The organism is Aggregatibacter segnis ATCC 33393 (assembly GCF_000185305.1).
GTDB lineage: Bacteria > Pseudomonadota > Gammaproteobacteria > Enterobacterales > Pasteurellaceae > Aggregatibacter > Aggregatibacter segnis.
The window spans coordinates 385,338-406,116 of record NZ_GL622200.1 but is presented as its reverse complement, the minus strand read 5'-3'; the positions used below and the strand labels follow the sequence as shown (position 1 = coordinate 406,116).

20 protein-coding genes and 2 pseudogenes are annotated in these 20,779 nt (G+C 40.6%); 11 read left to right on the top strand and 11 right to left on the bottom strand.

All coding sequences use genetic code 11. The features are described from left to right. The first annotated feature begins 2 nt into the window (after positions 1–2). A complete protein-coding gene (gene bamC / locus HMPREF9064_RS07330; RefSeq protein WP_006717213.1) occupies positions 3–1,007 on the top strand; it encodes an outer membrane protein assembly factor BamC in 1,005 nt (334 codons plus the stop codon). Positions 1,008–1,107: 100 nt separating this feature from the next. On the opposite strand, the gene HMPREF9064_RS07335 is transcribed toward bamC, so the two are convergent. Continuing rightward, positions 1,108–1,794 (bottom strand): YggS family pyridoxal phosphate-dependent enzyme, encoded by a 687-nt coding sequence (locus HMPREF9064_RS07335; protein ID WP_006717211.1) that lies wholly within the window; start codon positions 1,792–1,794, stop codon positions 1,108–1,110. Positions 1,795–2,105: 311 nt separating this feature from the next. Between HMPREF9064_RS07335 and thrA the strand changes: the two genes are divergently transcribed. The 6 genes from thrA (at position 2,106) to hflC (ending at position 9,871) form a co-directional block, all read left to right on the top strand. Next, entirely contained in the window at positions 2,106–4,553 is a 2,448-nt protein-coding gene (thrA, locus tag HMPREF9064_RS07340; RefSeq protein ID WP_006717209.1) for a bifunctional aspartate kinase/homoserine dehydrogenase I, read from the top strand. 12 nt (positions 4,554–4,565) lie between these two features. Continuing rightward, on the top strand, positions 4,566–5,510 hold the full coding sequence (thrB, locus tag HMPREF9064_RS07345) for a homoserine kinase (RefSeq protein WP_006717206.1): 945 nt from the start codon (positions 4,566–4,568) through the stop codon (positions 5,508–5,510). 62 nt (positions 5,511–5,572) lie between these two features. Further along, positions 5,573–6,847 carry a threonine synthase gene (gene thrC / locus HMPREF9064_RS07350; protein WP_006717204.1) on the top strand — a complete coding sequence of 425 codons (1,275 nt, stop codon included), beginning with the start codon at positions 5,573–5,575 and terminating at the stop codon, positions 6,845–6,847. 57 nt (positions 6,848–6,904) lie between these two features. Continuing rightward, on the top strand, positions 6,905–7,624 hold the full coding sequence (locus tag HMPREF9064_RS07355; protein ID WP_006717202.1) for a 4'-phosphopantetheinyl transferase family protein: 720 nt from the start codon (positions 6,905–6,907) through the stop codon (positions 7,622–7,624). 94 nt (positions 7,625–7,718) lie between these two features. Beyond that, a complete protein-coding gene (gene hflK / locus HMPREF9064_RS07360) occupies positions 7,719–8,984 on the top strand; it encodes an FtsH protease activity modulator HflK (RefSeq protein WP_032997771.1) in 1,266 nt (421 codons plus the stop codon). Then, positions 8,984–9,871 carry a protease modulator HflC gene (gene hflC / locus HMPREF9064_RS07365; protein ID WP_006717199.1) on the top strand — a complete coding sequence of 296 codons (888 nt, stop codon included), beginning with the start codon at positions 8,984–8,986 and terminating at the stop codon, positions 9,869–9,871. Before hflK ends, hflC begins: the two co-directional genes overlap by 1 nt. A 155-nt stretch (positions 9,872–10,026) precedes the next feature. Here hflC and tig read toward each other — a convergent pair whose 3' ends face one another. The 4 genes from tig to proC form a co-directional block, all read right to left on the bottom strand. Continuing rightward, on the bottom strand, positions 10,027–11,325 hold the full coding sequence (tig, locus tag HMPREF9064_RS07370) for a trigger factor (protein WP_006717197.1): 1,299 nt from the start codon (positions 11,323–11,325) through the stop codon (positions 10,027–10,029). 164 nt (positions 11,326–11,489) lie between these two features. Further along, complete coding sequence (gene xerD / locus HMPREF9064_RS07375; RefSeq protein WP_006717195.1) at positions 11,490–12,383, bottom strand: site-specific tyrosine recombinase XerD; 894 nt, start codon at positions 12,381–12,383, stop codon at positions 11,490–11,492. Positions 12,384–12,385: 2 nt separating this feature from the next. Next, positions 12,386–13,546: a 3-phenylpropionate MFS transporter gene (locus HMPREF9064_RS07380; RefSeq protein WP_006717192.1), complete on the bottom strand. Its 1,161-nt coding sequence runs from the start codon at positions 13,544–13,546 to the stop codon at positions 12,386–12,388. Next, a complete protein-coding gene (gene proC, locus HMPREF9064_RS07385; protein WP_006717190.1) occupies positions 13,546–14,361 on the bottom strand; it encodes a pyrroline-5-carboxylate reductase in 816 nt (271 codons plus the stop codon). The genes HMPREF9064_RS07380 and proC overlap by 1 nt, the downstream gene beginning before the upstream one ends. Positions 14,362–14,993: 632 nt before the next feature. Here proC and HMPREF9064_RS10050 point away from each other — a divergent pair. Both HMPREF9064_RS10050 and HMPREF9064_RS10045 read left to right on the top strand, forming a co-directional pair. Next, positions 14,994–15,257 (top strand): annotated as a pseudogene (locus HMPREF9064_RS10050) (replication initiation protein); the annotation flags it as partial. A gap of 126 nt (positions 15,258–15,383) precedes the next feature. Next, positions 15,384–15,962, top strand: a complete 579-nt coding sequence (locus HMPREF9064_RS10045; RefSeq protein WP_006717186.1) for a primase C-terminal domain-containing protein — start codon at positions 15,384–15,386, stop codon at positions 15,960–15,962. A gap of 65 nt (positions 15,963–16,027) precedes the next feature. On the opposite strand, the gene HMPREF9064_RS09735 is transcribed toward HMPREF9064_RS10045, so the two are convergent. The 4 genes from HMPREF9064_RS09735 to HMPREF9064_RS07405 all read right to left on the bottom strand — a co-directional run bounded on the left by HMPREF9064_RS09735 (position 16,028) and on the right by HMPREF9064_RS07405 (position 17,302). Next, positions 16,028–16,180, bottom strand: a complete 153-nt coding sequence (locus HMPREF9064_RS09735; RefSeq protein WP_006717184.1) for a helix-turn-helix domain-containing protein — start codon at positions 16,178–16,180, stop codon at positions 16,028–16,030. A 48-nt stretch (positions 16,181–16,228) separates the two neighbouring features. Then, positions 16,229–16,435, bottom strand: a complete 207-nt coding sequence (locus tag HMPREF9064_RS07395; RefSeq protein ID WP_006717182.1) for a hypothetical protein — start codon at positions 16,433–16,435, stop codon at positions 16,229–16,231. A gap of 144 nt (positions 16,436–16,579) precedes the next feature. Further along, on the bottom strand, positions 16,580–16,930 hold the full coding sequence (locus tag HMPREF9064_RS07400; RefSeq protein ID WP_006717179.1) for a hypothetical protein: 351 nt from the start codon (positions 16,928–16,930) through the stop codon (positions 16,580–16,582). A 30-nt stretch (positions 16,931–16,960) separates the two neighbouring features. Continuing rightward, positions 16,961–17,302, bottom strand: a complete 342-nt coding sequence (locus HMPREF9064_RS07405) for a hypothetical protein (RefSeq protein WP_006717177.1) — start codon at positions 17,300–17,302, stop codon at positions 16,961–16,963. Positions 17,303–17,464: 162 nt separating this feature from the next. Here HMPREF9064_RS07405 and HMPREF9064_RS07410 point away from each other — a divergent pair, with 162 nt between their 5' ends. After that, on the top strand, positions 17,465–17,887 hold the full coding sequence (locus HMPREF9064_RS07410) for a helix-turn-helix domain-containing protein (protein WP_006717175.1): 423 nt from the start codon (positions 17,465–17,467) through the stop codon (positions 17,885–17,887). Positions 17,888–17,923: 36 nt separating this feature from the next. Here HMPREF9064_RS07410 and HMPREF9064_RS07415 read toward each other — a convergent pair whose 3' ends face one another. Next, positions 17,924–19,135 (bottom strand): tyrosine-type recombinase/integrase, encoded by a 1,212-nt coding sequence (locus HMPREF9064_RS07415; protein WP_006717173.1) that lies wholly within the window; start codon positions 19,133–19,135, stop codon positions 17,924–17,926. Between the two features lie 190 nt (positions 19,136–19,325). Between HMPREF9064_RS07415 and rdgC the strand changes: the two genes are divergently transcribed. Beyond that, positions 19,326–20,246, top strand: a complete 921-nt coding sequence (gene rdgC / locus HMPREF9064_RS07420; protein WP_006717171.1) for a recombination-associated protein RdgC — start codon at positions 19,326–19,328, stop codon at positions 20,244–20,246. A gap of 110 nt (positions 20,247–20,356) precedes the next feature. Here the strand turns inward: rdgC and HMPREF9064_RS09610 are convergent. Next, positions 20,357–20,767: pseudogene (locus tag HMPREF9064_RS09610) on the bottom strand (transglutaminase family protein); the annotation flags it as partial. Between the last annotated feature and the right edge of the window lie 12 nt (positions 20,768–20,779).

Genomic DNA, 20,779 nt, shown 5'->3' with positions numbered 1-20,779 from the left:
TTATGAAAAAATGGTTACTGACTGCAGCAATGGTTGCCCTATTAAGTGCCTGTTCTGCCAGCAATGAAAGTAAACAACAAGCGGGAGATAACTATCAAAAATCAAACCCCGAATTGCCATTTTTCGCTCCACTCGCCAGTGGCGGCGTCAAGTTACCGACACAAAGCGCAGAATATCAATTACCTCAAGTCAAAATTGCGAAAACAGAAAACGTGGATATTCGTCCTCCATCAATTCCATTAGCCATTATCAATGGTTCTATCACCCAATTTGACGGTGAACGTGCATTGATCGTTTATGAATCCAATAAAAAACAGGTGTATAACCTAAAACAAATTGAACGTTTACTGAAAGAACAAGAGATTGGTTATCACTTAGAAGGTAAGAAATTAGTGACTGATTGGACAGAGACCGGACGCGTGGATGACTTAAAAAATACCCAAATACGCTATCAAATTGAAGAAGTGAATGCCCGCCAAGCCAATGCATTAACGGTTTCAGTGCTGCAAATGAAACGCGATGACACGGTTTTCACGCCAAACCTTGCGGATAAACAACGTTATGCTTCTGACCGATTAAATCAATTCGTTGGAGAGCTTAACAGCGCATATCAAAAACAACAGCAAGAACTAAGAGGGGTACAATCCTCACCAATTCAATCCGCCATTGCAACAGATTCTAATGGTCGTATCGCTTTGGTTTTAAATGCACCGTTTGAAAAAGCATGGCACCGTTTAGCTTCTGCATTACCAATCTTAGGATTTGAAATCAGCGAAGAACAAGGCGCACGAGGCATTCGGGAATTAACTTATAAACCTTTATCTCAAGAAGAATGGTTGCGCATCGGCACACAACTTCCTGAACTAGAAAAAGGGGATTACCAAATGCAACTTTCTACCGCCGGCAAACAAAGTGCGGTGGTTATTTCCGATGAAAAGAAAACCGCACTTTCCGGAAAACAAGCACAGATTATTTATCAAGCGTTACAAAACGTCTTAGCAAGATAATTAACCAGTTCACACAAAACGCCACGTTCAATTGAATGTGGCGTTTTGCTTTCCTTTAAAATAAAAAACGCGGCCAAAAACGACCGCACTTTTATGCAAATTACACTCGCTTCCCGAAAATCGCGGTGCCTACGCGCACCATCGTAGAACCGCATTTAATGGCGCTTTGCATATCGTCGGTCATGCCCATGGATAAAGTATCAATTTGGGCATGAGGCAAAGCCTGCTGCAATCCTTCAAACAAGGTATGCATTTGACGAAACGTTTGTTCCTGTTGCACCACATCATCGGTAGGTTCAGGAATCGCCATTAAACCGCGTAAACGTAAGTGCGGTAGATTTTCCACGTGTTTTGCTAAAGGCAAAATATCATCGGGTTGCACGCCGGATTTACTGGCTTCATTGCTGATATTCACTTGAATTAACACATTTAATGGTGCCTTGTGCGGTGGGCGTTGTTCATTTAAACGGTCAGCGATTTTTGCACGCTCAAGAGTTTGCATCCAGTCAAAATATTCCGCCACCAAGCGGGTTTTGTTAGATTGTAATGGCCCGATAAAATGCCATTCCAATTCAATCTGCTGTTGTTGGCAAAATTGAATTTTTTCAACGCCCTCTTGCACATAGTTTTCGCCAAATGCCATTTGACCCGCTTCGTACGCGGTTAAAATATCTTCAATCGGTTTAGTTTTAGAAACGGCAAGTAATTTGACCGCACTTTGAGTCTCAGAATGGCATTCGCATTGTGTAATTTGTTCCTGAATATGAGCAAGATTTTGCGCAATCATAAGGCGTCCTTGTAATAAAAATGGTAATTTATTTTACACCAACTAAAAAAGTTAGAAAATAATGCAAAATTCTCCGATTTCCGTTTGACAAGGATATGAAATTTCGGTATTTCTATATCCAATTTTTCACCATGTAAAATAAATTATGCGTCAACTTAACCGCACTATTATTATGTCAACCTCCATGATTACCATTACGATGATTAATGGGGCGGGCTAGTGCGTTAAGAATAAGATTCATAAACCCGCTTCCTCTATAAAGCGGGTTTTTTTATGCAAACATTTTTATATATCATACTCAGGAGAATATCATGCGCGTATTAAAATTTGGCGGCACATCACTCGCCAATCCGGAACGGTTTTTGCAGGCTGCCGAGCTTATTGAGAAAGCCCATTTAGAGGAGCAGGCGGCAGGCGTGCTATCGGCACCGGCCAAAATCACCAATCATCTTGTTGCCCTTTCCGAAAAAGCCAGCTTAAATCAACCTACCGATTCCCATTTCAACGAAGCATTAGATATTTTCTATACCATCATTAACGGCTTACATGCCAAAAACAATAAGTTTGACCTTGCTGGCACCAAACAACTGATTGATCAAGAATTCCAACAAATTGCCTCTTTATTAGAACAAATTCGTGAAGCCGGTAAAGTGGAAGATGCGGTAAAGGCGACCATTGATTGCCGCGGCGAAAAACTCTCTATTGCGATGATGAAAGCCTGGTTTGAAGCCAATGGATATAGCGTACACGTTGTTGACCCGGTTCAACAATTATTGGCTCAAGGCAGTTATTTAGAATCCTCCGTAGATATTGAAGAATCCACCAAACGTGTGAATGCAGGCGCCATCGCCAAAGAGAAAGTTGTGTTAATGGCAGGCTTTACTGCCGGCAATGATAAAGGTGAGTTGGTCTTGTTAGGCCGTAATGGTTCCGACTATTCCGCTGCCTGTTTGGCGGCCTGTTTAGGCGCTAGCGTCTGTGAAATTTGGACCGATGTTGACGGCGTTTATACTTGCGACCCTCGTTTAGTATTGGATGCACGTTTGTTGCCAAGCCTGTCTTATCGCGAAGCCATGGAGCTTTCCTACTTTGGTGCAAAAGTGATTCATCCACGCACTATCGGCCCGTTAATACGTCCGAATATTCCATGCTTAATTAAAAATACCGGTAATCCAACCGCACCAGGTTCCATTATTGCCGGCAATATCAAATCCGAAGAGTTGCAAGTCAAAGGCATCACCAATTTAGATAATGTTGCCATGTTCAACGTTTCCGGTCCGGGAATGCAAGGCATGGTCGGTATGGCATCACGCGTATTCTCTGCCATGTCTAACGCCAATGTATCGGTGATTTTAATCACTCAATCTTCTTCCGAATACAGCATCAGTTTCTGTGTGCCGGTAAAATCTTTGGAGGTTGCACTCAAAGCATTAGAAACGGAATTTGAGCAAGAATTAAAAGCCCACCAATTAGATCCTATCGAAACGATTAAAGACCTTTCCATCATTTCGGTGGTGGGTGATGGAATGCGCCAAGCCAAAGGCATTGCCGCACGTTTCTTCTCAGCCTTAGCTCAAGCCAACATCAGTATTAATGCCATTGCGCAAGGTTCTTCCGAGCGTTCCATCTCCGCTGTGGTACCACAAAATAAAGCGATTGAAGCGGTAAAAGCAACACATCAAGCCTTATTTAATAACAAAAAAATCGTGGAAGTTTTTCTCGTGGGCGTTGGCGGTGTCGGCGGTGAATTAATCGAACAAATCAAACAGCAAAAAGAGTATTTAGCAAAGAAGGACATTGAAATCCGTGTCTGTGCATTAGCCAACTCCAATAAAATGTTGCTGAATGAAAACGGCTTAAGTTTAGACCATTGGCAAGCAGATTTGGAAAATGCCACCCAGCCATCTGATTTTGACGTGTTGTTATCTTTCATTAAATTACATCACGTTGTGAACCCGGTCTTTGTAGATTGTACATCGGCTGAATCCTTAGCGAGTTTGTATGAACGTGCATTGGCAGAAGGTTTCCATGTGGTAACCCCAAATAAAAAAGCCAATACTCGCGACTTAACTTACTACCACAAACTGCGTGAACTAGCCCATAAAAACCAACGTAAATTCTTATACGAAACCAACGTCGGTGCAGGTTTACCGGTCATTGAGAACTTACAAAACTTATTAGCCGCCGGCGATGAAGTGGAACGTTTTGACGGGATTTTATCCGGTTCCCTTTCTTTTATTTTCGGTAAATTGGAAGAAGGTTTAAGCCTTTCTCAAGCGACCGCACTTGCCCGCGAAAAAGGCTTCACTGAACCGGATCCGCGCGATGACTTATCCGGTCAGGACGTTGCCCGCAAATTGTTAATTCTTGCTCGTGAAAGCGGCTTAGAACTAGAGTTGTCAGATGTCGAAGTCGAAGGCGTTCTTCCAAAAGGTTTTGCCGAGGGCAAATCTACCGAAGAATTTATGGCGATGTTGCCGCAATTGGATACCGAATTTGCTGCACGTGTCGAAAAAGCCGAAGCGGAAGAAAAAGTTTTACGTTACGTTGGACAAATTGAAAACGGCAAATGCAAAGTGTCTATTGTTGCCGTGGGCAAAGATGATCCGCTATACAAGGTGAAAAACGGTGAGAATGCGTTGGCATTTTACACTCGTTATTACCAACCGATTCCGCTATTATTACGCGGTTACGGCGCGGGCAATGCTGTCACTGCTGCCGGCATTTTTGCCGATATTTTAAGAACCTTAAAGCACTAAACGGAGAATGTTATGCTAAGAGTCTATGCGCCGGCCTCCAGTGCCAATATCAGCGTCGGTTTCGATACCTTAGGTGCGGCAATTTCCCCGATTAACGGCTCATTATTAGGCGATGTGGTGCAAATCGAACCTATCGCCGCCGGCTTTGAGTTAGAAAGTGCGGGTTATTTTGTGCGTAAATTACCAAAAGAACCGCAAAAAAATATCGTTTATCAAGCCTATGTGTTATTCAGTGAACAACTCAAATTACGTAACACAAAAGTCAAACCGCTACGCTTAACCTTAGAGAAAAATATGCCTATCGGTTCAGGCTTGGGCTCCAGTGCCTGCTCTATTGTTGCCGCCTTGGTCGCGCTGAATAAATTCCATGACGAACCGTTTTCTAAAATGGAATTGTTAGAAATGATGGGCGAGTTGGAAGGACGCATTTCCGGCTCCATTCATTACGATAATGTGGCCCCTTGCTACTTGGGTGGCGTGCAGTTTATGGTGCAATCACTCGGCAACATTTGCCAAACCTTGCCGTTTTTTGATCATTGGTATTGGGTCTTGGCGTATCCGGGTATTGAAGTCTCCACGGCGGAAGCCCGAGCAATTTTACCGAAAAGCTATACGCGTCAAGATGTTATCGCACATGGTCGCCATCTCGGTGGTTTCGTGCACGCTTGCCACACACAACAGGAAAACTTAGCCGCCATGATGATGAAAGATGTCATTGCCGAACCTTATCGTGAAGCCTTGTTACCTAACTTTGCTGAGGTCAAACAAGCGACGCGCGATTTAGGTGCGTTAGCTACCGGAATTTCGGGGTCCGGCCCGACGATCTTTTCCATCGCACCGGATTTACATATTGCCGGCAAACTTGCCACTTACCTTGAAAATCATTATTTACAAAACAACGAAGGCTTTGTGCACATTTGCAAAGTCGATAATGCCGGCGCAAGAGAACTTGATTAAAACACCGGAAAAAATCACCGCACTTTTGTCTTAAAGGTGCCAAACAAAAGAACAGGTTTCACATGAATTTATACAACATCAAACACCCCGAAGAACAGGTCAATTTTGCCCAAGCCGTACGCCAAGGGCTAGGCAAAGATCAGGGCTTATTTTTCCCTGAAAACATACCGCACTTAAGCAATATCGATGAGCTATTGGCATTGCCACTGGTTAAGCGCAGTCAAAAAATCCTTGGTGCCTTAATCGGTGAGGAAATCCCTCAAGCACAGCTTGAACAAATGGTGCGCAACGCCTTCACTTTCCCGGCACCGATTGCCAAAGTGGAAGACAATATTTATGCATTGGAATTGTTCCATGGTCCGACCCTTGCCTTTAAAGACTTCGGCGGACGCTTTATGGCGCAAGCGCTTGCAACCGTACGCGGTGACGGCAAAATCACGATTTTAACCGCGACATCCGGTGACACTGGCGCAGCTGTTGCTCATGCATTCTATGGCTTAGAAAATATCGATGTGGTGATTTTATACCCGAAAGGTAAAATCAGCCCGTTACAAGAAAAACTCTTCTGCACCCTTGGCGGTAATATTCGCACCATCGCGATCAATGCCGATTTCGATGCCTGCCAAGCGTTAGTCAAACAAGCCTTTGATGATGCAGAACTACGCCAAGCCATCGGCTTAAATTCGGCGAACTCCATCAATATCAGCCGTTTATTGGCACAGGTATGCTATTACTTTGAAGCGGCGGCACAATTACCAAAAGAACAACGTGAAAACTTGGTGGTTTCTGTGCCAAGCGGCAACTTCGGCAACCTCACTGCCGGATTAATCGCTAAAACCCTCGGCTTACCAATTAAACGTTTTATCGCAGCCACCAACGCCAACGACACCGTGCCGCGTTATTTACACAGCGGAAACTGGTCACCAAATGCAACCGTGGCCACCCTTTCCAACGCCATGGACGTTTCTCGTCCAAACAACTGGCCTCGCGTAGAAGAATTGTTCAAACGTAACGGTTGGGCATTGACTGAGTTACATTCGGCTGCAATTTCCGATGCACAAACAGAAGACACGTTACGCGCCATGAACCAACTGGGTTATTTGTGCGAACCACACGGCGCGGTAGCTTATGAAGTGTTAAAACAGGATTTACAACCAGGCGAAACCGGCTTATTCCTGTGCACTGCGCATCCGGCAAAATTTAAAGAATCCGTCGAACGTATTCTGGATTTAACGCTGCCGCTACCGGAAGCGTTGGATAAACACAACAAACTGCCGTTGTTATCCGATGAAATGGAAAACGATTTTGCGCAGTTAAGAGCTTATTTATTGAAATAAGGCGACAAAGTGCGGTGACAAAATTCAACGAATTTTAACCGCACTTTTCTTATCACGATGACAACGCTAATCGCTTGGGGAAATATTCACACCCCCTTCCCTTTTCATGACATCCCAGCCGACCTGATTCCGGCAAATTTACTGACGTCAAGCCACGGCAACCCGCGTATGCAACAACGTTGGCAATGTCGTCGTTTAGCGCATTTCTTGCTGTGGCAATTACTCAAAACAGCAGAAAAACCGACCGCACTTTTAGGGCAAATTTCGCGAACAAAAAGCGACCGTCCGCAATTTCCTCCTTCTGAACTTGATTTTAATATCAGCCATTCTGGTGATTGGGTGGCAGTGATTTTACATATCAGTCCACCAGGCGAAAAAAGTGCGGTTGGAATCGACATTGAATCGCCTAGTAAAGAACGTCCTTATTTAGCCCTGTTGGAACACTTTGCAAGCGCGGAAGAAATCGACTGGTTTCAACAACAAACTGAATCCCAATCCGCTTTTTATCGTATTTGGTGTTTACGTGAAGCCGTGCTGAAATCCCAAGGCGTGGGCATCGCAAAATTATCAGAAGTGACACATCATCCCGAAACCTTACACATTTTCTCGGCGCATTGCCCCCGTGGACAGCTGTGTTTTACCGAGGAGCTTCCCTTTTATCTCGCCTATTTTGTTAACCAAACACCTATAAAATCGCCCTGTTTTTGGGCGTGGGACGGAGACCATCTTCAACCTCAAAGGCTTGTGCATAAAATTCACTACAACGTGAATAATTAACCCTTTAAAATCGATAGACTTTCCCATTATTCGTTAGACTTAACACGCGATTTTGTTTAGACTTGCAACAATTTTTTGACAAATGGAGAAAGCAATGTCTTTAAATGGTTCAGATCAAGATCCTTGGGGCAAACCAAAGCAAAACGGACAATCCTCGGGTAATCAGGATTCCGGTAAAAATGAAGGTCAGTCTAACTGGGATCGTTCTTCCAATTCACAAAAAAAGAACGAACAATCACCACCGGATTTAGAAGAGGTTTTCAATAATTTATTGAAAAAAATGGGCGGTAAAGGAGCTAAAAACAATCACTCCGGTGCATCTAACCTGCCTTCCGGCTTAGGTAAATTATTACCGATTGTAATTGCAGCCGGCGTGATTATATGGGGCGCCAGCGGTTTCTATACCATCAAAGAAGCAGAACGTGGCGTCGTGCTACGTTTAGGACAATTCCATTCCATTCAACAACCAGGCTTAAACTGGAAACCGACTTTTATTGATCGAGTGATTCCGGTCAACGTAGAACGTGTACTTGAATTAAGAACGCAAGGTTCCATGCTCACCCAAGATGAAAACATGGTGAAAGTAGAAATGACCGTGCAGTATCGCATCCAAAACCCTGAAAAATACCTGTTCAGTGCAATCAATGCCAATGACAGCTTGAATCAGGCTACCGACAGTGCATTACGCTATGTTATCGGCCACATGTCGATGAACGATATTTTGACGACAGGTCGTTCCGTTGTTCGTGAAAACACCTGGAAAGCGTTAAATCAAATTATTGAACCATATGATATGGGGTTAGAAGTGATTGATGTGAACTTCCAATCTGCACGTCCGCCGGAAGAAGTGAAAGAAGCCTTTGATGATGCGATTAAAGCGCAAGAAGACGAACAACGCTATATTCGTGAAGCAGAAGCCTATGCGCGTGAGAAAGAGCCGATTGCTCGTGGTAATGCACAACGTATTTTAGAAGAAGCAACCGCTTATAAAGATCGCGTAGTGTTAGATGCTAAAGGGGAAGTAGAACGTTTCCAACCGCTCTTACCTGAGTTTAAAGCGGCACCAACCGTCTTCCGTGAACGCTTATATATTCAGTCCATGGAAAAAGTCATGGCAAATACACCAAAAGTCATGTTGGATTCCGGCAATGGAAATAACTTAACCGTGTTGCCTTTAGAACAATTGTTAAAAGGTAAAAAGTCCACTGGCTCGAACGGTAGTGCTAATGTAAGTGAATCCAATGAAACACAACAAAGTGCGGTAACTTCTTTGCCTGTTTCACGCACGCATGAGCAAACAGCACCACTTAGACCAATGGAATCGCGTACCGACAATGGTCGCCAAGGGAGAATTAACTAATGCGTAAATTTTTATTACCTGTTATTTTCGTGCTTATCGCAGTGCTTTATTCCAGTATTGTGGTTGTCAGTGAAGGTACGCGTGGCATTATGTTACGCTTTGGCAAAGTGCAACGCGATGCCGATAATAAAGTGGCAATTTATACGCCGGGATTACATTTCAAAATTCCCTTTATTGATAATTTGAAAGCGTTAGATGCTCGTATTCAAACCTTAGACGGACAAGCAGATCGTTTTGTCACCGTAGAGAAAAAAGACCTTTTGGTGGATTCCTACGTGAAATGGCGTATTAACGATTTCGGTCGTTTCTTTACTACCACCGGTGGTGGCGACTACGCACAAGCAGCCAATTTATTACGCCGCAAAGTTAACGACCGTTTGCGTTCTGAAATCGGTTCCCGCACTATTAAAGACATCGTTTCAGGTACACGTGGTGAACTCATGGCCGGGGCTAAAAATGCGCTCAATAGTGGACAAGACAGCACTGCTGAATTGGGAATTGAAGTATTAGACGTACGTATCAAGCAAATTAACTTGCCGGATGAAGTGTCTTCTTCTATTTACCAACGTATGCGTGCAGAACGTGATGCAGTTGCTCGCGAACACCGTTCACAAGGTAAAGAAAAAGCCGCATTTATTCAGGCAGATGTTGATCGTAAAGTGACGTTAATCATTGCGAATGCAGAAAAAACAGCGCAAGAATTACGCGGTGAGGGCGATGCTACTGCAGCGAAGATCTTTGCTGATGCCTTTGGTAAAGAACCGGAATTTTATAGCTTCATTCGTAGTCTTAAAGCCTATGAAAGCAGCTTCTCTAATTCTGATAACTTGTTGATTTTAAAACCGGACAGCGATTTCTTCCGCTTTATGCAATCTCCAAGTAAGTAACGTTCTAATAGAAAAAAGGGTATCTTCAGATACCCTTTTTTATTGCCTAGCAAAGCCTCATGGGAATATTCACAAGGCAAAAAAATACCCCGATTTTCATTGAGGTATTCAGCTAAAAAACACTTAAAAGATTAACCGCACTTCGCGGAGAATCATTAAGCTTGTGGATTCATGATCTCATCGAAGGTTGCTGCTTTTTCAGTGACTTGCGCTTTCGCCAATACCGCATCAACAGCCTGTTCTTCTAATACTACGTTACGAATGTTATTCATTAATTCGTTGTTTTTGCTGTAGTATTCAACCACGTCTGCCGGTTGTTCGTAAGCAGACGCGATTTCTTCGATCATTGCTTTAGCACGTTCTTCATCTGCTTTTAATTCGTTAGAAGCAATAACCTGTGCTAATAATAGACCTACTAATACGCGACGTTTAGCTTGTTCTTCAAACAATTCGCGTGGTAATTGTGCTGCTTGTTGTGCATTACCGCCAAAGCGTTGTGCTGCTTGTTGACGCAATACATCAATTTCTTGTTCAACTGCAGAACTTGGCACATCAATTTGGTTTTGCTGTACTAAACCGTCAATCACTTGAGTTTTCACACGAGTCGTCAACGCATTTTTCAATTCACGTTGCATGTTTTTACGAATTTCATTGCGTAAATCTGCAACAGATTTTGTGTTCGGACCAAATTTTGCAACGAACTCATCGGTTAATTCCGGTAATACCATCACTTCAACTTTCTTCAACGTAATGTCAAATTTCGCTGCTTTACCTTTTAAGTTTTCAACGTGATATTCTTCCGGGAAGGTCACATCAATAGTGAATTTGTCGCCCGCTTTGTGGCCAACGATGCCCTCTTCAAAGCCTGGGATCATACGGCCTTGACCCATGAATAAAACGAAATCGGATGCTTTGCCGCCTTCAAATTCTTCGCCGTCAACAGAACCCACGAAGTCAATAGTTACGCGATCTTCAGCTTTCGCTGCGTCTTGGCTTTCAGTCCAAGTTGCTTGTTGTTTGCGTAACACTTCAACCATCTTGTCAACATCTGCTTCAGAGATTTCAACAATCGGTTTTTCTACTTTAATATTTTCTAAGCCTTTTAACTCAACTTCAGGGTACACTTCAAAGGTTGCGCTGAATTTTAATTCTTTGCCTTCTTCAAATTGTTCAACAGTGAAACTTGGACGACCTGCTAGGTTAATTTTGTTTTCGATAACCGCTTGGAAGAAATGGTTTTGTAATAAATCACCTAAAATGTCTTGACGAACAGAAGCGCCGAAACGTTTTTCAATGATGTGTGGAGGGACTTTACCTTTACGGAAGCCGTCAACACGTGCGTTTTTAGCAACGCGTTTTAATTCTTCGCGGATAGCTTGAACAACGGTTTCAGCCGGAACGGTGATGGTTACACGACGCTCTAAACCTTGAGTCGTTTCAATATTTAATGACATTATGATGTTACCTCAAATTGATGCACTCGGCGAATGCTCACACCGAACACGTTATTAATAGAAAATAAGACGATGAATTATAACGGGACAAAGCCTTTCAGTCGAGGAAATGCACGATAAAAGCGCATAATTGATTAAAAAACGCTCGATTTATCTACACAAAATTAACCACGTGGATGATAGCGTTCGTGCAAACGTTTCAAGCGTTCTTTCGCCACATGGGTATAAATTTGTGTCGTTGATAAATCACTGTGTCCTAACAGCATTTGCACCACCCGTAAATCCGCACCATGATTTACCAAATGGGTAGCAAACGCGTGACGCAAAACGTGTGGTGACAACATATTACTATCAATTTCCGCCAGCACCGCATAATGTTTAATCCGATGCCAAAAAGTCTGCCGTGTCATTTGCGTACCGCGACGGCTAGGAAATAGCACGTCGGAACTTTGTCCATTCAATAAAATCGGTCGGGCAAACAGCATAAATTGTTTCACCCAATGGGTGGCCTCCTCTCCCATCGGCACAATACGTTCTTTATTGCCTTTGCCGATGACCCGCACGACGCCTTGATTTAGGCTAATGCTATCGGTATGTAATGAAACCAATTCCGTCACCCGCAATCCCGTGGCATACAATAGCTCCAACATCGCCTTATCGCGTAGTTCAATCGGCTGTTCCAAACTTTGCACATTCAACAAATCCGTGACTTGCTGTTCGGTTAAATACTTCGGCAAACGGCTGGGTAATTTAGGCGAACTTAACACCGCACTTGGATCGTCGGTGCGGTATTTTTCTTGATATAAATATTGGAAAAGCTTTCGAATAGCACTCAATAATCTTGCCGTACTGGTGGCTTTATACCCTTGCTCTACCCGCTCACCAAGAAAAGTTTGAAGATCGACCGAATCCAAATCGAGCAATGACAGTTTGCGCTCACTAAGCCAATCGCAAAGTGCGGTGAGATCCAAACGATAAGATTGCACAGTATTAGGCGACAAGCCTTTGCCTATCCATAATTCATTTAGAAATAAATCGAGCAAAGTAAGATCATTCATGTTTAGTCTCGATGAAGTAAAAAGGCTTCAACTTTAGGTGGCGTCACCACGAACGCCAACGCCGCAATGATGGCCATTAAGACGAACGTCATTGATGCCGAATACGGGTAAATCACACCGCCAAGTGCGGTCAAAATCGCCACCATTGCGCTGTTTGATATGCCGTTATACAACGCTTGCAATTTGGAAATGTGGGACTGCGGTTGGGTTGTGATATAGCGCACCATGCCGTAATGCGCCACCGCGTACGTTAGACTGTGAAGTAATTGCAAAAGCCCGATGAGCCAAACCTCACTTGTGGCAGCAAGGCCTACCCAACGCACAATGCACGCCAAGGTCGCCAAATGAAAAAGGGTGCTGACCTTCCAGTTTTGCAGTAAACGGCGGGAAAAGAAAAACAACAAAATTTCGGCAATCACCCCCAAGCCCCATAGCAAGCTGGTCTGCGAAACGGAAATCCCCAGACTGGTCCAATACAACACACTATAAACATAATAGGCGGCGTGTGAGCCCTGAATTAAAGACGACGCCAACAAAACCCGCAAGGTTGTGTTGTTTTTTAATAAAGCCCAATACCCCACATCGGTGCCGGACTCTTCCGAAGATTCATCTTGCGGGGGAATCGTCGGTGTCACGCACTGCATCACCGAATACGCTAATAAAAGTGCGGTCAAAATCCAAACGATATTTTGCTCACCGAAAAAGCCGATAACATTGCCAAATAAAGTGACGCCAACCACAAAAGCAACAGATCCGATTAACCGAGCCTTACCGTAATCCAACTGAATTTGTCGTTGCCAAGTGCTTGCTAAAGAATCTGTAATCGGCATACCTGCCGCATTGACCATGGCAAATAAGCCGATAGCAGAAAACAGCAACCAAAAATTCTCTGCGACAACACTTAAACCGGCCATAATCAATGCACTGGCAAGCGCCAACACACGCAAAGAATTGATCAACTGTGAAGCGCGTTTAATTAAACCTGAAAAAAACAAACCGCCGACAAAGCGAAAGACATAAGCACTTGCCAACACCATGCCAATCAGCTCTTCCCCATAGTGTTGCGATTTCAACCACACCGGGAAAAAGGGGATAAAAACGCCATACGCGCAGTAATAACCGAAAAAGCTCAAAGCGAGCCAAGTAAAAGGACGAACAAGCATTAAAATAACGTTTCCATTTCTTTTGAACGTGCTACACAAGCTTGCATAGCGTGTTGCACGATGTCATTAAATTGATGTTGATTCAACACATTCAGCGCAGCCGCCGTTGTGCCGCCTTTGGAGGTCACATTTTGGCGCAATGTCGATAAATCTAGCTGCGGATTTTCCACCACCATTTTGGCCGAACCTAACATCGCTTGCTGAACCAATTCACGAGCGTTGTCTGCAGACAATCCCATATCAATTAGGCCTTGTTGCATGGCTTCTAAAAATTGAAAAAAATACGCTGGGCTACTGCCAGACGCGGCTGTGACGGCATGCATGTGTTCTTCCGACGCCACCCAAAGGGTTTTGCCTACGGCAGACAACAAATCTTGCGCAAAAGTGCGGTCATTTTCTGAGGTGTTTTGGCCGGCAAATAACCCCGCCATCCCCTCACCTACTAAGGCCGGCGTATTTGGCATCACACGTACAATAGACGTCGCTGTCGGTAAAAATGCGGTCAATCTTGCCACTGAAATGCCGGCAGCAATCGAAATAAGTAATTTATCGGAAAAATCCACCGCACTTAAAGGTGAGCAAACCTCTGCTAACACTTGCGGTTTGACGGCTAACAACACAACATCCGCTTGTGAGACGGCGGCGACATTATCCGTTGAGGTGCGTACGCCTTTTTGTGCAAATAAATCACGCTTTTCTTCATTCGGATCGCACACGATAATTTTATCGGCAGGATAAGCTTGTTTTAATAAGCCAAACACAATAGCTTGCGCCATATTGCCGCCACCGATAAAGCACACCAATTTATGTTGCATATTTCACCTTCAAGTAAGTTACAATAGCGCACATTTTACCTGAATAAGCATAAGGATCTACCATGTTTGGTTCAAAAATTTAATAGCCCGTATCAAACCATTGCAAACAATGGGTTCATTATAGGTGATGGTGTTTATTGGTTACTAAAATGGTTACCATAATAAGATATGCTCATTGTAGCTGTTTAAGAATTGATCATTGATATGTGTATTGTTATGACTACTTTGCACAATACACCAAAAATCATCGAATGTATCTAAAAAAATTTCAATTTGAACTTATTAAATCAAAATCTTATTGTAAACTGGTTTTTGATTGAACATTGAACATTGAACATTAAACATTGAACATCAATCATATGTAGCTATACGTAATCAAACATTATGTTATTTCATTCTATAATTATTTCTAAATCATTAATATCTGATATGGGATAATATTTTGTTACTTAGTTATATTTTACTAATTATTAATAGTATCTGATATGGCATAGCATGAATGTTATTCAGATTAAGGGGAAAATATGTTGAATCGTAAAATTTATACATTAGATGATTTTAATCAAAGTTTAGCTGCTCAGCTCAAGTAGACAGATGATTTTAATAACGGCACATGGTTAAATCATAAAGATGTAGCATTAACACATAAGTATATTCAATTTAATGATTTATTCATTAAGTTTATGGTGTTTGATTTAGATCGAGAGAATTCAGCAATGGACTGGGACTTTTTAGGGCTTCCGAGCCCAAATATTGTTGTACAAAATACAGAAAATGGTCGATGTCACTACATTTATGCATTAGAAACGCCGATTTGTAATACGAAAAATGCTCGATTTAAGCCAATAAGTTATTTTAAAAAGATACAGCGAGCCTATGTTAAGAAATTGAAATAGGACAAACATTACGTAGGTATATTTACAAAAAATCCTAATTCAAATTTTTGGCGAACAATAGTATTTAATGTACCTGCATATAGTTTAGATTATTTAGCTGATTTTGTTAATTTATCAGATTATTCTTTGTTTAATACAGAAGCTGATGATAATGCTGAAGGTAGAAACTGTGATTTGTTTAATAAGATTAAGCGAATTGGTTATCGCTATGTATTACAATTTAAGCGTTCAAATAAAAATCTAGAACAATTTAATCAGTATTTATTTTCATTATTAGTGCAATTGAATCAATGTCAGCAGCCACCATTGCCGTATCGAGAATTGAAAGGGATTGCTAAAAGTTCATCTCGGTGGATTTGGGAAAGATTCTCTGAATCAGAATTCAAACAAATTCAGTCAAATCGTTCTAAAAAACGATGGCGGAAACAACAATTGATTAAAGATACTTTATTTAATCAGTTTGCTAATAATAAACCCGACATGACATTAAAGCAAATTGCTGAACAATTTGGTATTAGTTTAAGCACTTTAAATCGTTGGGCTAAAGAATTTGGTTGGACGAGCTCTAAAAAAGATTTAGAAAGTAAATATCAACAAATTGTGTTATTAAGATCAAAAGGTCTTAAATGGCGAGAAATATCAAAGCAATTATCAATATCGGAAGGTAGTGCAAAGATGTGTTTTAAGCGATATCATAAATCATAAACAAAAAGCCACCAATTTTGGTGGCTTATTTTTTATACTTTACAAGTTTCAAGATAACTTAGAATCTAAGATTCTGGAATGCGAACTTGTCTTCCGAATTTAATAGATGATAATTTTTTAGATTCGATTAAACGTAAAATGGTTGAACGACTTACACGTAAACGTTCTTGAAGTTCTTTAATTGTAAAGTAGTAGCCGACATTATCTGATATTTGCATTATGATCTCCTATTTTATACATATTTTTTAGGAGCTTAACACAGAAATTTATAAATCTAACTTTAAATTGACAATTTTTTTTATTATTTTTGTTAGTGTATATTTTTCACGGATATCACGTTGTAAAACACGTAACAGAAAGATGAGTTCATCAACGTCAAGTTTTCTAAATAGCAAGCTAAGTAATTCTTCAGTTTCTGCATCAGAGTGCGGTTTAAAATTTGGAAATTTTTTCATCATTTTTAAGTTCATCATGCTTGATCAATGTATATAGGTATTTAATTTAAGCTAGAATGATCCTAAATGATGTCTAGATGCATTTAGTTTATTGAAATGATAGAACCTATTAGTAATACATAAAATGAAAAAGAGCTCATTTTAGAGCTCTTTATGATGATTTTAGTTTTCACCACTCATTGGCACAAAACCATCAGTTTCCGGTGAGTATTCAACATAGTAAGATGAATCTCTCATTTTGTAGGCTTGTGAAACATTGTCAGGTTTAGTGCTGCACGCTTTGTTCAAAAGTTTGTATTCATCACGAGAAATACATTGACCTTTTTCATATGTTTTTAAAAGCCCTGTAATCATGCATACATCATATGGAGAGCGTTTCTCTCCAAAATAAATATAATCACCGCATTTCATTGGTATTGAGCCTGATTGTTCAGGTGGTAGTTCAATAGTTCGTATTCCTGCGTATGCAATGTTGGTCATTAAAACAAGCATTGAGAAAACGGTTTTAATCATATTTCATCCTCATAAATATAATGTAGTATATTATTCTGTTATCACTTTTTTCTTAGAGAATATTTTTCTCAAAATAATCAATAAGAATCCAACAACTAGACATATTACATGAATTCCTATGTAAAACCCAAGAATTTGAGAACCACCACCTGAAGTATTTCCCTCAGCCATGCCAGCTTGTAATGCTAAACTAGGAGATAAGAAAATAGTGCTTAAAATATTAATACCAATTGTTATTCCTGATAATGTAGGTTGGGAATAAAAGGATATTAAAGCGAGTAAGCTGCAAAGAATAGCAATGTACAAGCCAATTACAGGAATAAAGATAGAAATAGCAGCAAAAATTAATGCTACGATTGAAAGAGCTTTCATGTTAGTCTCCTACTAGTCATTGATTTCATTAGGTTTATAAGCACACAGAATGTGTGAAACGTGATGATAATATATTGTCGAATATTTGATGTGTAGTAACGAACAGTGTATATTGTTAACTAATGTTAGTGTGTAATTTACACCAAATTGTAGGTATTGAGCATGAACGTACATGAAAAAATTAGAAAACTGCGTGAAACCAAGCATTGGTCACAAGAAGAAATGGCTGAAAAAATGAGTATGTCATTGAATGGCTATGCAAAAATTGAACGTGGCGAAACGAAATTACATCTGGATAAGTTAGAGCAAATTGCACAGATTTTAGATATAGATATTGTTGAATTGATTAATTCTGGTGAACGAAATGTCTTCGTTCAATTCAATGAGAATTCTCATTTTGGTTCATCATTTCAGGGAGACAATGAGAAATCTCTATTGATTGAGATTGAAAAACTCAAATTATCGTTATCGCATTGTCAGCAATTATTGGAAGAAAAAGAAGGCTTTTTGAACAAGTTAGTAGAGCAAAAAGATAATGAAATAAAGCTACTTAGAGAAATGGTAGCGTTATTGAAGAAAGGGTAGGTAAATAAAGGGAATCAATGTTGATTCCCTTTATTTTTAGATACTTTTTTTCATACATTCCTCAACAAAATTTCCCCAAGCATTCATTAATAGTTTCCGTTGTTCAAGATAGGTTGAGCGATTGTAGGCATTACGAACTTGGTTTTTGCTTTGATGAGAAAGACAAGCTTCAAGAATTTCTAGATTCATTTCGGTAAATGTTTCGCTAAGATAGGTGCTTGCGATAGAACGTAATCCATGTGATGTTAATTGATCTTTATAACCGACTCGTTTAATTGCTGCATTTGCAGAGCTTGAATGTAATGATCTTTCAGGGTAACGTTGGCTTTGAAAAATAAAACGACTACGACCTGAAATATTTTTTAGCTTATTAAGTATTTTAAGCACTTGTGGCGACAACGGAACAGTAAAGGCTTTTTTCATTTTCATGCGCTCAGCAGGAATATTCCATAATGATTTTTCAAAATCAATTTCATCCCATAGTGCATTTGCAGCTTCACTTGGTCTTGTCATCGTCAAAAGTGAAAACTCAATTAGATATTTCACCATTAGATCTATATGAGAATTACGTAACGCAGACATAAATTCGGGAAGTTGTTCTGGGCGAATTGTTGGATGATGCGTTGTTCTATTTACATTGAACGCTTTTGATACGTTTACGCATTTATTAAATTCAATTACACCTTTATTAACAGCAAAGCCCATAATTTCATTTACAAGTGCAATTACAAGCTTCCCGGTATGAGAAACACCGCGTTCAAATAATGGCATAGCAATATCATGTAACTGTTGTGGTGTAATGTCAGCAATAGGATTATCACCTAAATATGGAAATACATATTTTTCAATTGTTCGCCAACGGCTTTTAAGTGTTGCTTCCTTGATTTCAGAAACTTTTTTTTGCTTCCATTGTGTTGCAATAGCAAAAAATGTGTTTTGTTGTCGCTGTAGTTGCAACAACTCGTTTTGTTTTATGTGTTCTTGGGGATCAATCTTGAGAGCAAGTAATTGACGATATTGTTCTCGTAATTCTCTTGCTTTTGATAATGTGATTGCTGGATATACGCCTAAAGCAATTTTTGCTCGTTTTTTTGTTAAAGGTCTATAATAATTGAATCGCCAAGATTTTGAGCCTGTTGGTGAAATGATTAAAAATAACCCATAGCCATCTGTTAATGTATATGGTTTATCAGATGCTTTTGCTTTTTTGATTTCTGTATCAACGAGTGGTTTTACTTTTTTAGCCATAACACACCATTTACGTATAGAAAATGAACATTAATGTATTTTAGTAACCAAAAATTTTATCCTTTTTGCAATGAGTTACTATTATGGTTACTAAAATTTTGAAATATGATGATACACTATGAATTATAAACAGTGTCAAAAAATAAGTAAATTATTGATTTAAGATGAAAATTATACAGGATGAATTATCATGAATTATAGATTTCAATTTTGGTTCAAAAACGCCATGATTTACCGCCTAACTAAATCCCTTGATTGGTCGGCACAAACCCTCTCCACCGCCCTTGGAAACAATCAATATCACCCTTGCCACCAATCGGAACAAAGCAAATTTGGTTGGTCTAAACCGCTCAAAGGCAGCGAACTTTTATATTTTGCTGTCGGGAAGCAGATTTTATTGCTCGCCCAAAAAGAAGAGAAAATTTTACCCTCTCATGTGGTAAAACGTGAATTAGACGCACGTGTGGAAAAACTCGAACAGGCGGAAAATCGTAAGCTGAAAAAAGTAGAAAAACAAACCTTAAAAGACGATGTGATTGCAACCTTATTACCTCGCGCATTCAGTAAATATCAACAAACTGCGATTTGGATTGATACAGAAAATAATTTGATTTATGTGGATGCAGCCTCGGCTAAACGCGCTGAAGAGGTGCTTGCGATGTTACGTAAATCATTGGGTTCGCTGCCTGTGGTGCCACTGACTTTCGCCAATGAACCGGCACTTATCATGCAAAACTGGATCGCCCAAGAAAATACGCCGGAATGGCTTGTGCCATTGGAAGAAGCTGAATTACGCGATAGCCAAACGAACGCTGTGATTCGTTGCAAACAGCAAGCGTTAGATAGCGAAGAGATTCTCTCTTTAGTCCATTCAAAGTTCGTCACCAAACTGGCACTGGAATGGGAAGAGCGTCTGTCATTTGTGTTAAACGAAGATTGCAGCCTGAAACGCTTAAAATTTGCCGATCAGATTCGAGAAAAAAATGACGATATTTTGAAAGAAGACTATGCCCAACGTTTCGATGCGGATTTTGTATTAATGACCGGTATTTTAAGTCAACTCACAGAAAATCTATTGCACGATTTCGGCGGAGAAAAAGAGCGGTTGTAATTCACAGTGAATTAACTCGCTGCTTATAGAAATAACAAGAACAAAAAGGCTATTTAAAATAGCCCTTTATTTTTATCGAACGATTTCTGCCGTGTAATTTAATTTATGTGTACATCGACGGAATACTGAATGTCTTTCGGTGGCATGTAGTTATCCAAAGCGCCTTTTACCATCGGTTCGCGATCTTTGGTTTCAATCACCATGGTCACTTTCAAATCACGTTTTTGCGCGTCTTTATCCCATGTAGCAAACAAGGTTTTCGCACCGTATTTGTTGTTTTATGTCACATAGGCATCCAAATAATTGCCTTCAAATTGAATGGATTTGACTTGTTGATACTCTCCGTTAAATGGTAACGGCACCCACAAATTTGCTTGACCTTGTGAACCTTTCGGCGCAATTAAGTCGTAAGTTTGGGTGAATTCATACAGATGAGAATCAGTATTGTAATTAGGTAAAGAGGTGTTGGCATAAGCCATTGCGCTGCAAGAAAGCACCGCAGTCGCGATAAGATGCTTCATCCAGAAGACTCC

Bases quoted from the DNA above. Each gene is read 5' to 3' on its own strand.
- thrA (WP_006717209.1), top strand. From the start codon at position 2,106: ATGCGCGTATTAAAATTTGGCGGCACATCACTCGCCAATCCGGAACGG.
- proC (WP_006717190.1), bottom strand. From the start codon at position 14,361: ATGCAACATAAATTGGTGTGCTTTATCGGTGGCGGCAATATGGCGCAA.
- HMPREF9064_RS09735 (WP_006717184.1), bottom strand. From the start codon at position 16,180: ATGCAAATATCAGATAATGTCGGCTACTACTTTACAATTAAAGAACTT.
- tig (WP_006717197.1), bottom strand. From the start codon at position 11,325: ATGTCATTAAATATTGAAACGACTCAAGGTTTAGAGCGTCGTGTAACC.
- xerD (WP_006717195.1), bottom strand. From the start codon at position 12,383: ATGAATGATCTTACTTTGCTCGATTTATTTCTAAATGAATTATGGATA.
- thrC (WP_006717204.1), top strand. From the start codon at position 5,573: ATGAATTTATACAACATCAAACACCCCGAAGAACAGGTCAATTTTGCC.
- thrB (WP_006717206.1), top strand. From the start codon at position 4,566: ATGCTAAGAGTCTATGCGCCGGCCTCCAGTGCCAATATCAGCGTCGGT.
- bamC (WP_006717213.1), top strand. From the start codon at position 3: ATGAAAAAATGGTTACTGACTGCAGCAATGGTTGCCCTATTAAGTGCC.
- HMPREF9064_RS07415 (WP_006717173.1), bottom strand. From the start codon at position 19,135: ATGGCTAAAAAAGTAAAACCACTCGTTGATACAGAAATCAAAAAAGCA.
- HMPREF9064_RS07380 (WP_006717192.1), bottom strand. From the start codon at position 13,546: ATGCTTGTTCGTCCTTTTACTTGGCTCGCTTTGAGCTTTTTCGGTTAT.
- HMPREF9064_RS07405 (WP_006717177.1), bottom strand. From the start codon at position 17,302: ATGAAAGCTCTTTCAATCGTAGCATTAATTTTTGCTGCTATTTCTATC.
- HMPREF9064_RS07395 (WP_006717182.1), bottom strand. From the start codon at position 16,435: ATGATGAACTTAAAAATGATGAAAAAATTTCCAAATTTTAAACCGCAC.
- HMPREF9064_RS07355 (WP_006717202.1), top strand. From the start codon at position 6,905: ATGACAACGCTAATCGCTTGGGGAAATATTCACACCCCCTTCCCTTTT.
- hflC (WP_006717199.1), top strand. From the start codon at position 8,984: ATGCGTAAATTTTTATTACCTGTTATTTTCGTGCTTATCGCAGTGCTT.
- HMPREF9064_RS07335 (WP_006717211.1), bottom strand. From the start codon at position 1,794: ATGATTGCGCAAAATCTTGCTCATATTCAGGAACAAATTACACAATGC.
- rdgC (WP_006717171.1), top strand. From the start codon at position 19,326: ATGAATTATAGATTTCAATTTTGGTTCAAAAACGCCATGATTTACCGC.
- HMPREF9064_RS07410 (WP_006717175.1), top strand. From the start codon at position 17,465: ATGAACGTACATGAAAAAATTAGAAAACTGCGTGAAACCAAGCATTGG.
- HMPREF9064_RS07400 (WP_006717179.1), bottom strand. From the start codon at position 16,930: ATGATTAAAACCGTTTTCTCAATGCTTGTTTTAATGACCAACATTGCA.
- hflK (WP_032997771.1), top strand. From the start codon at position 7,719: ATGTCTTTAAATGGTTCAGATCAAGATCCTTGGGGCAAACCAAAGCAA.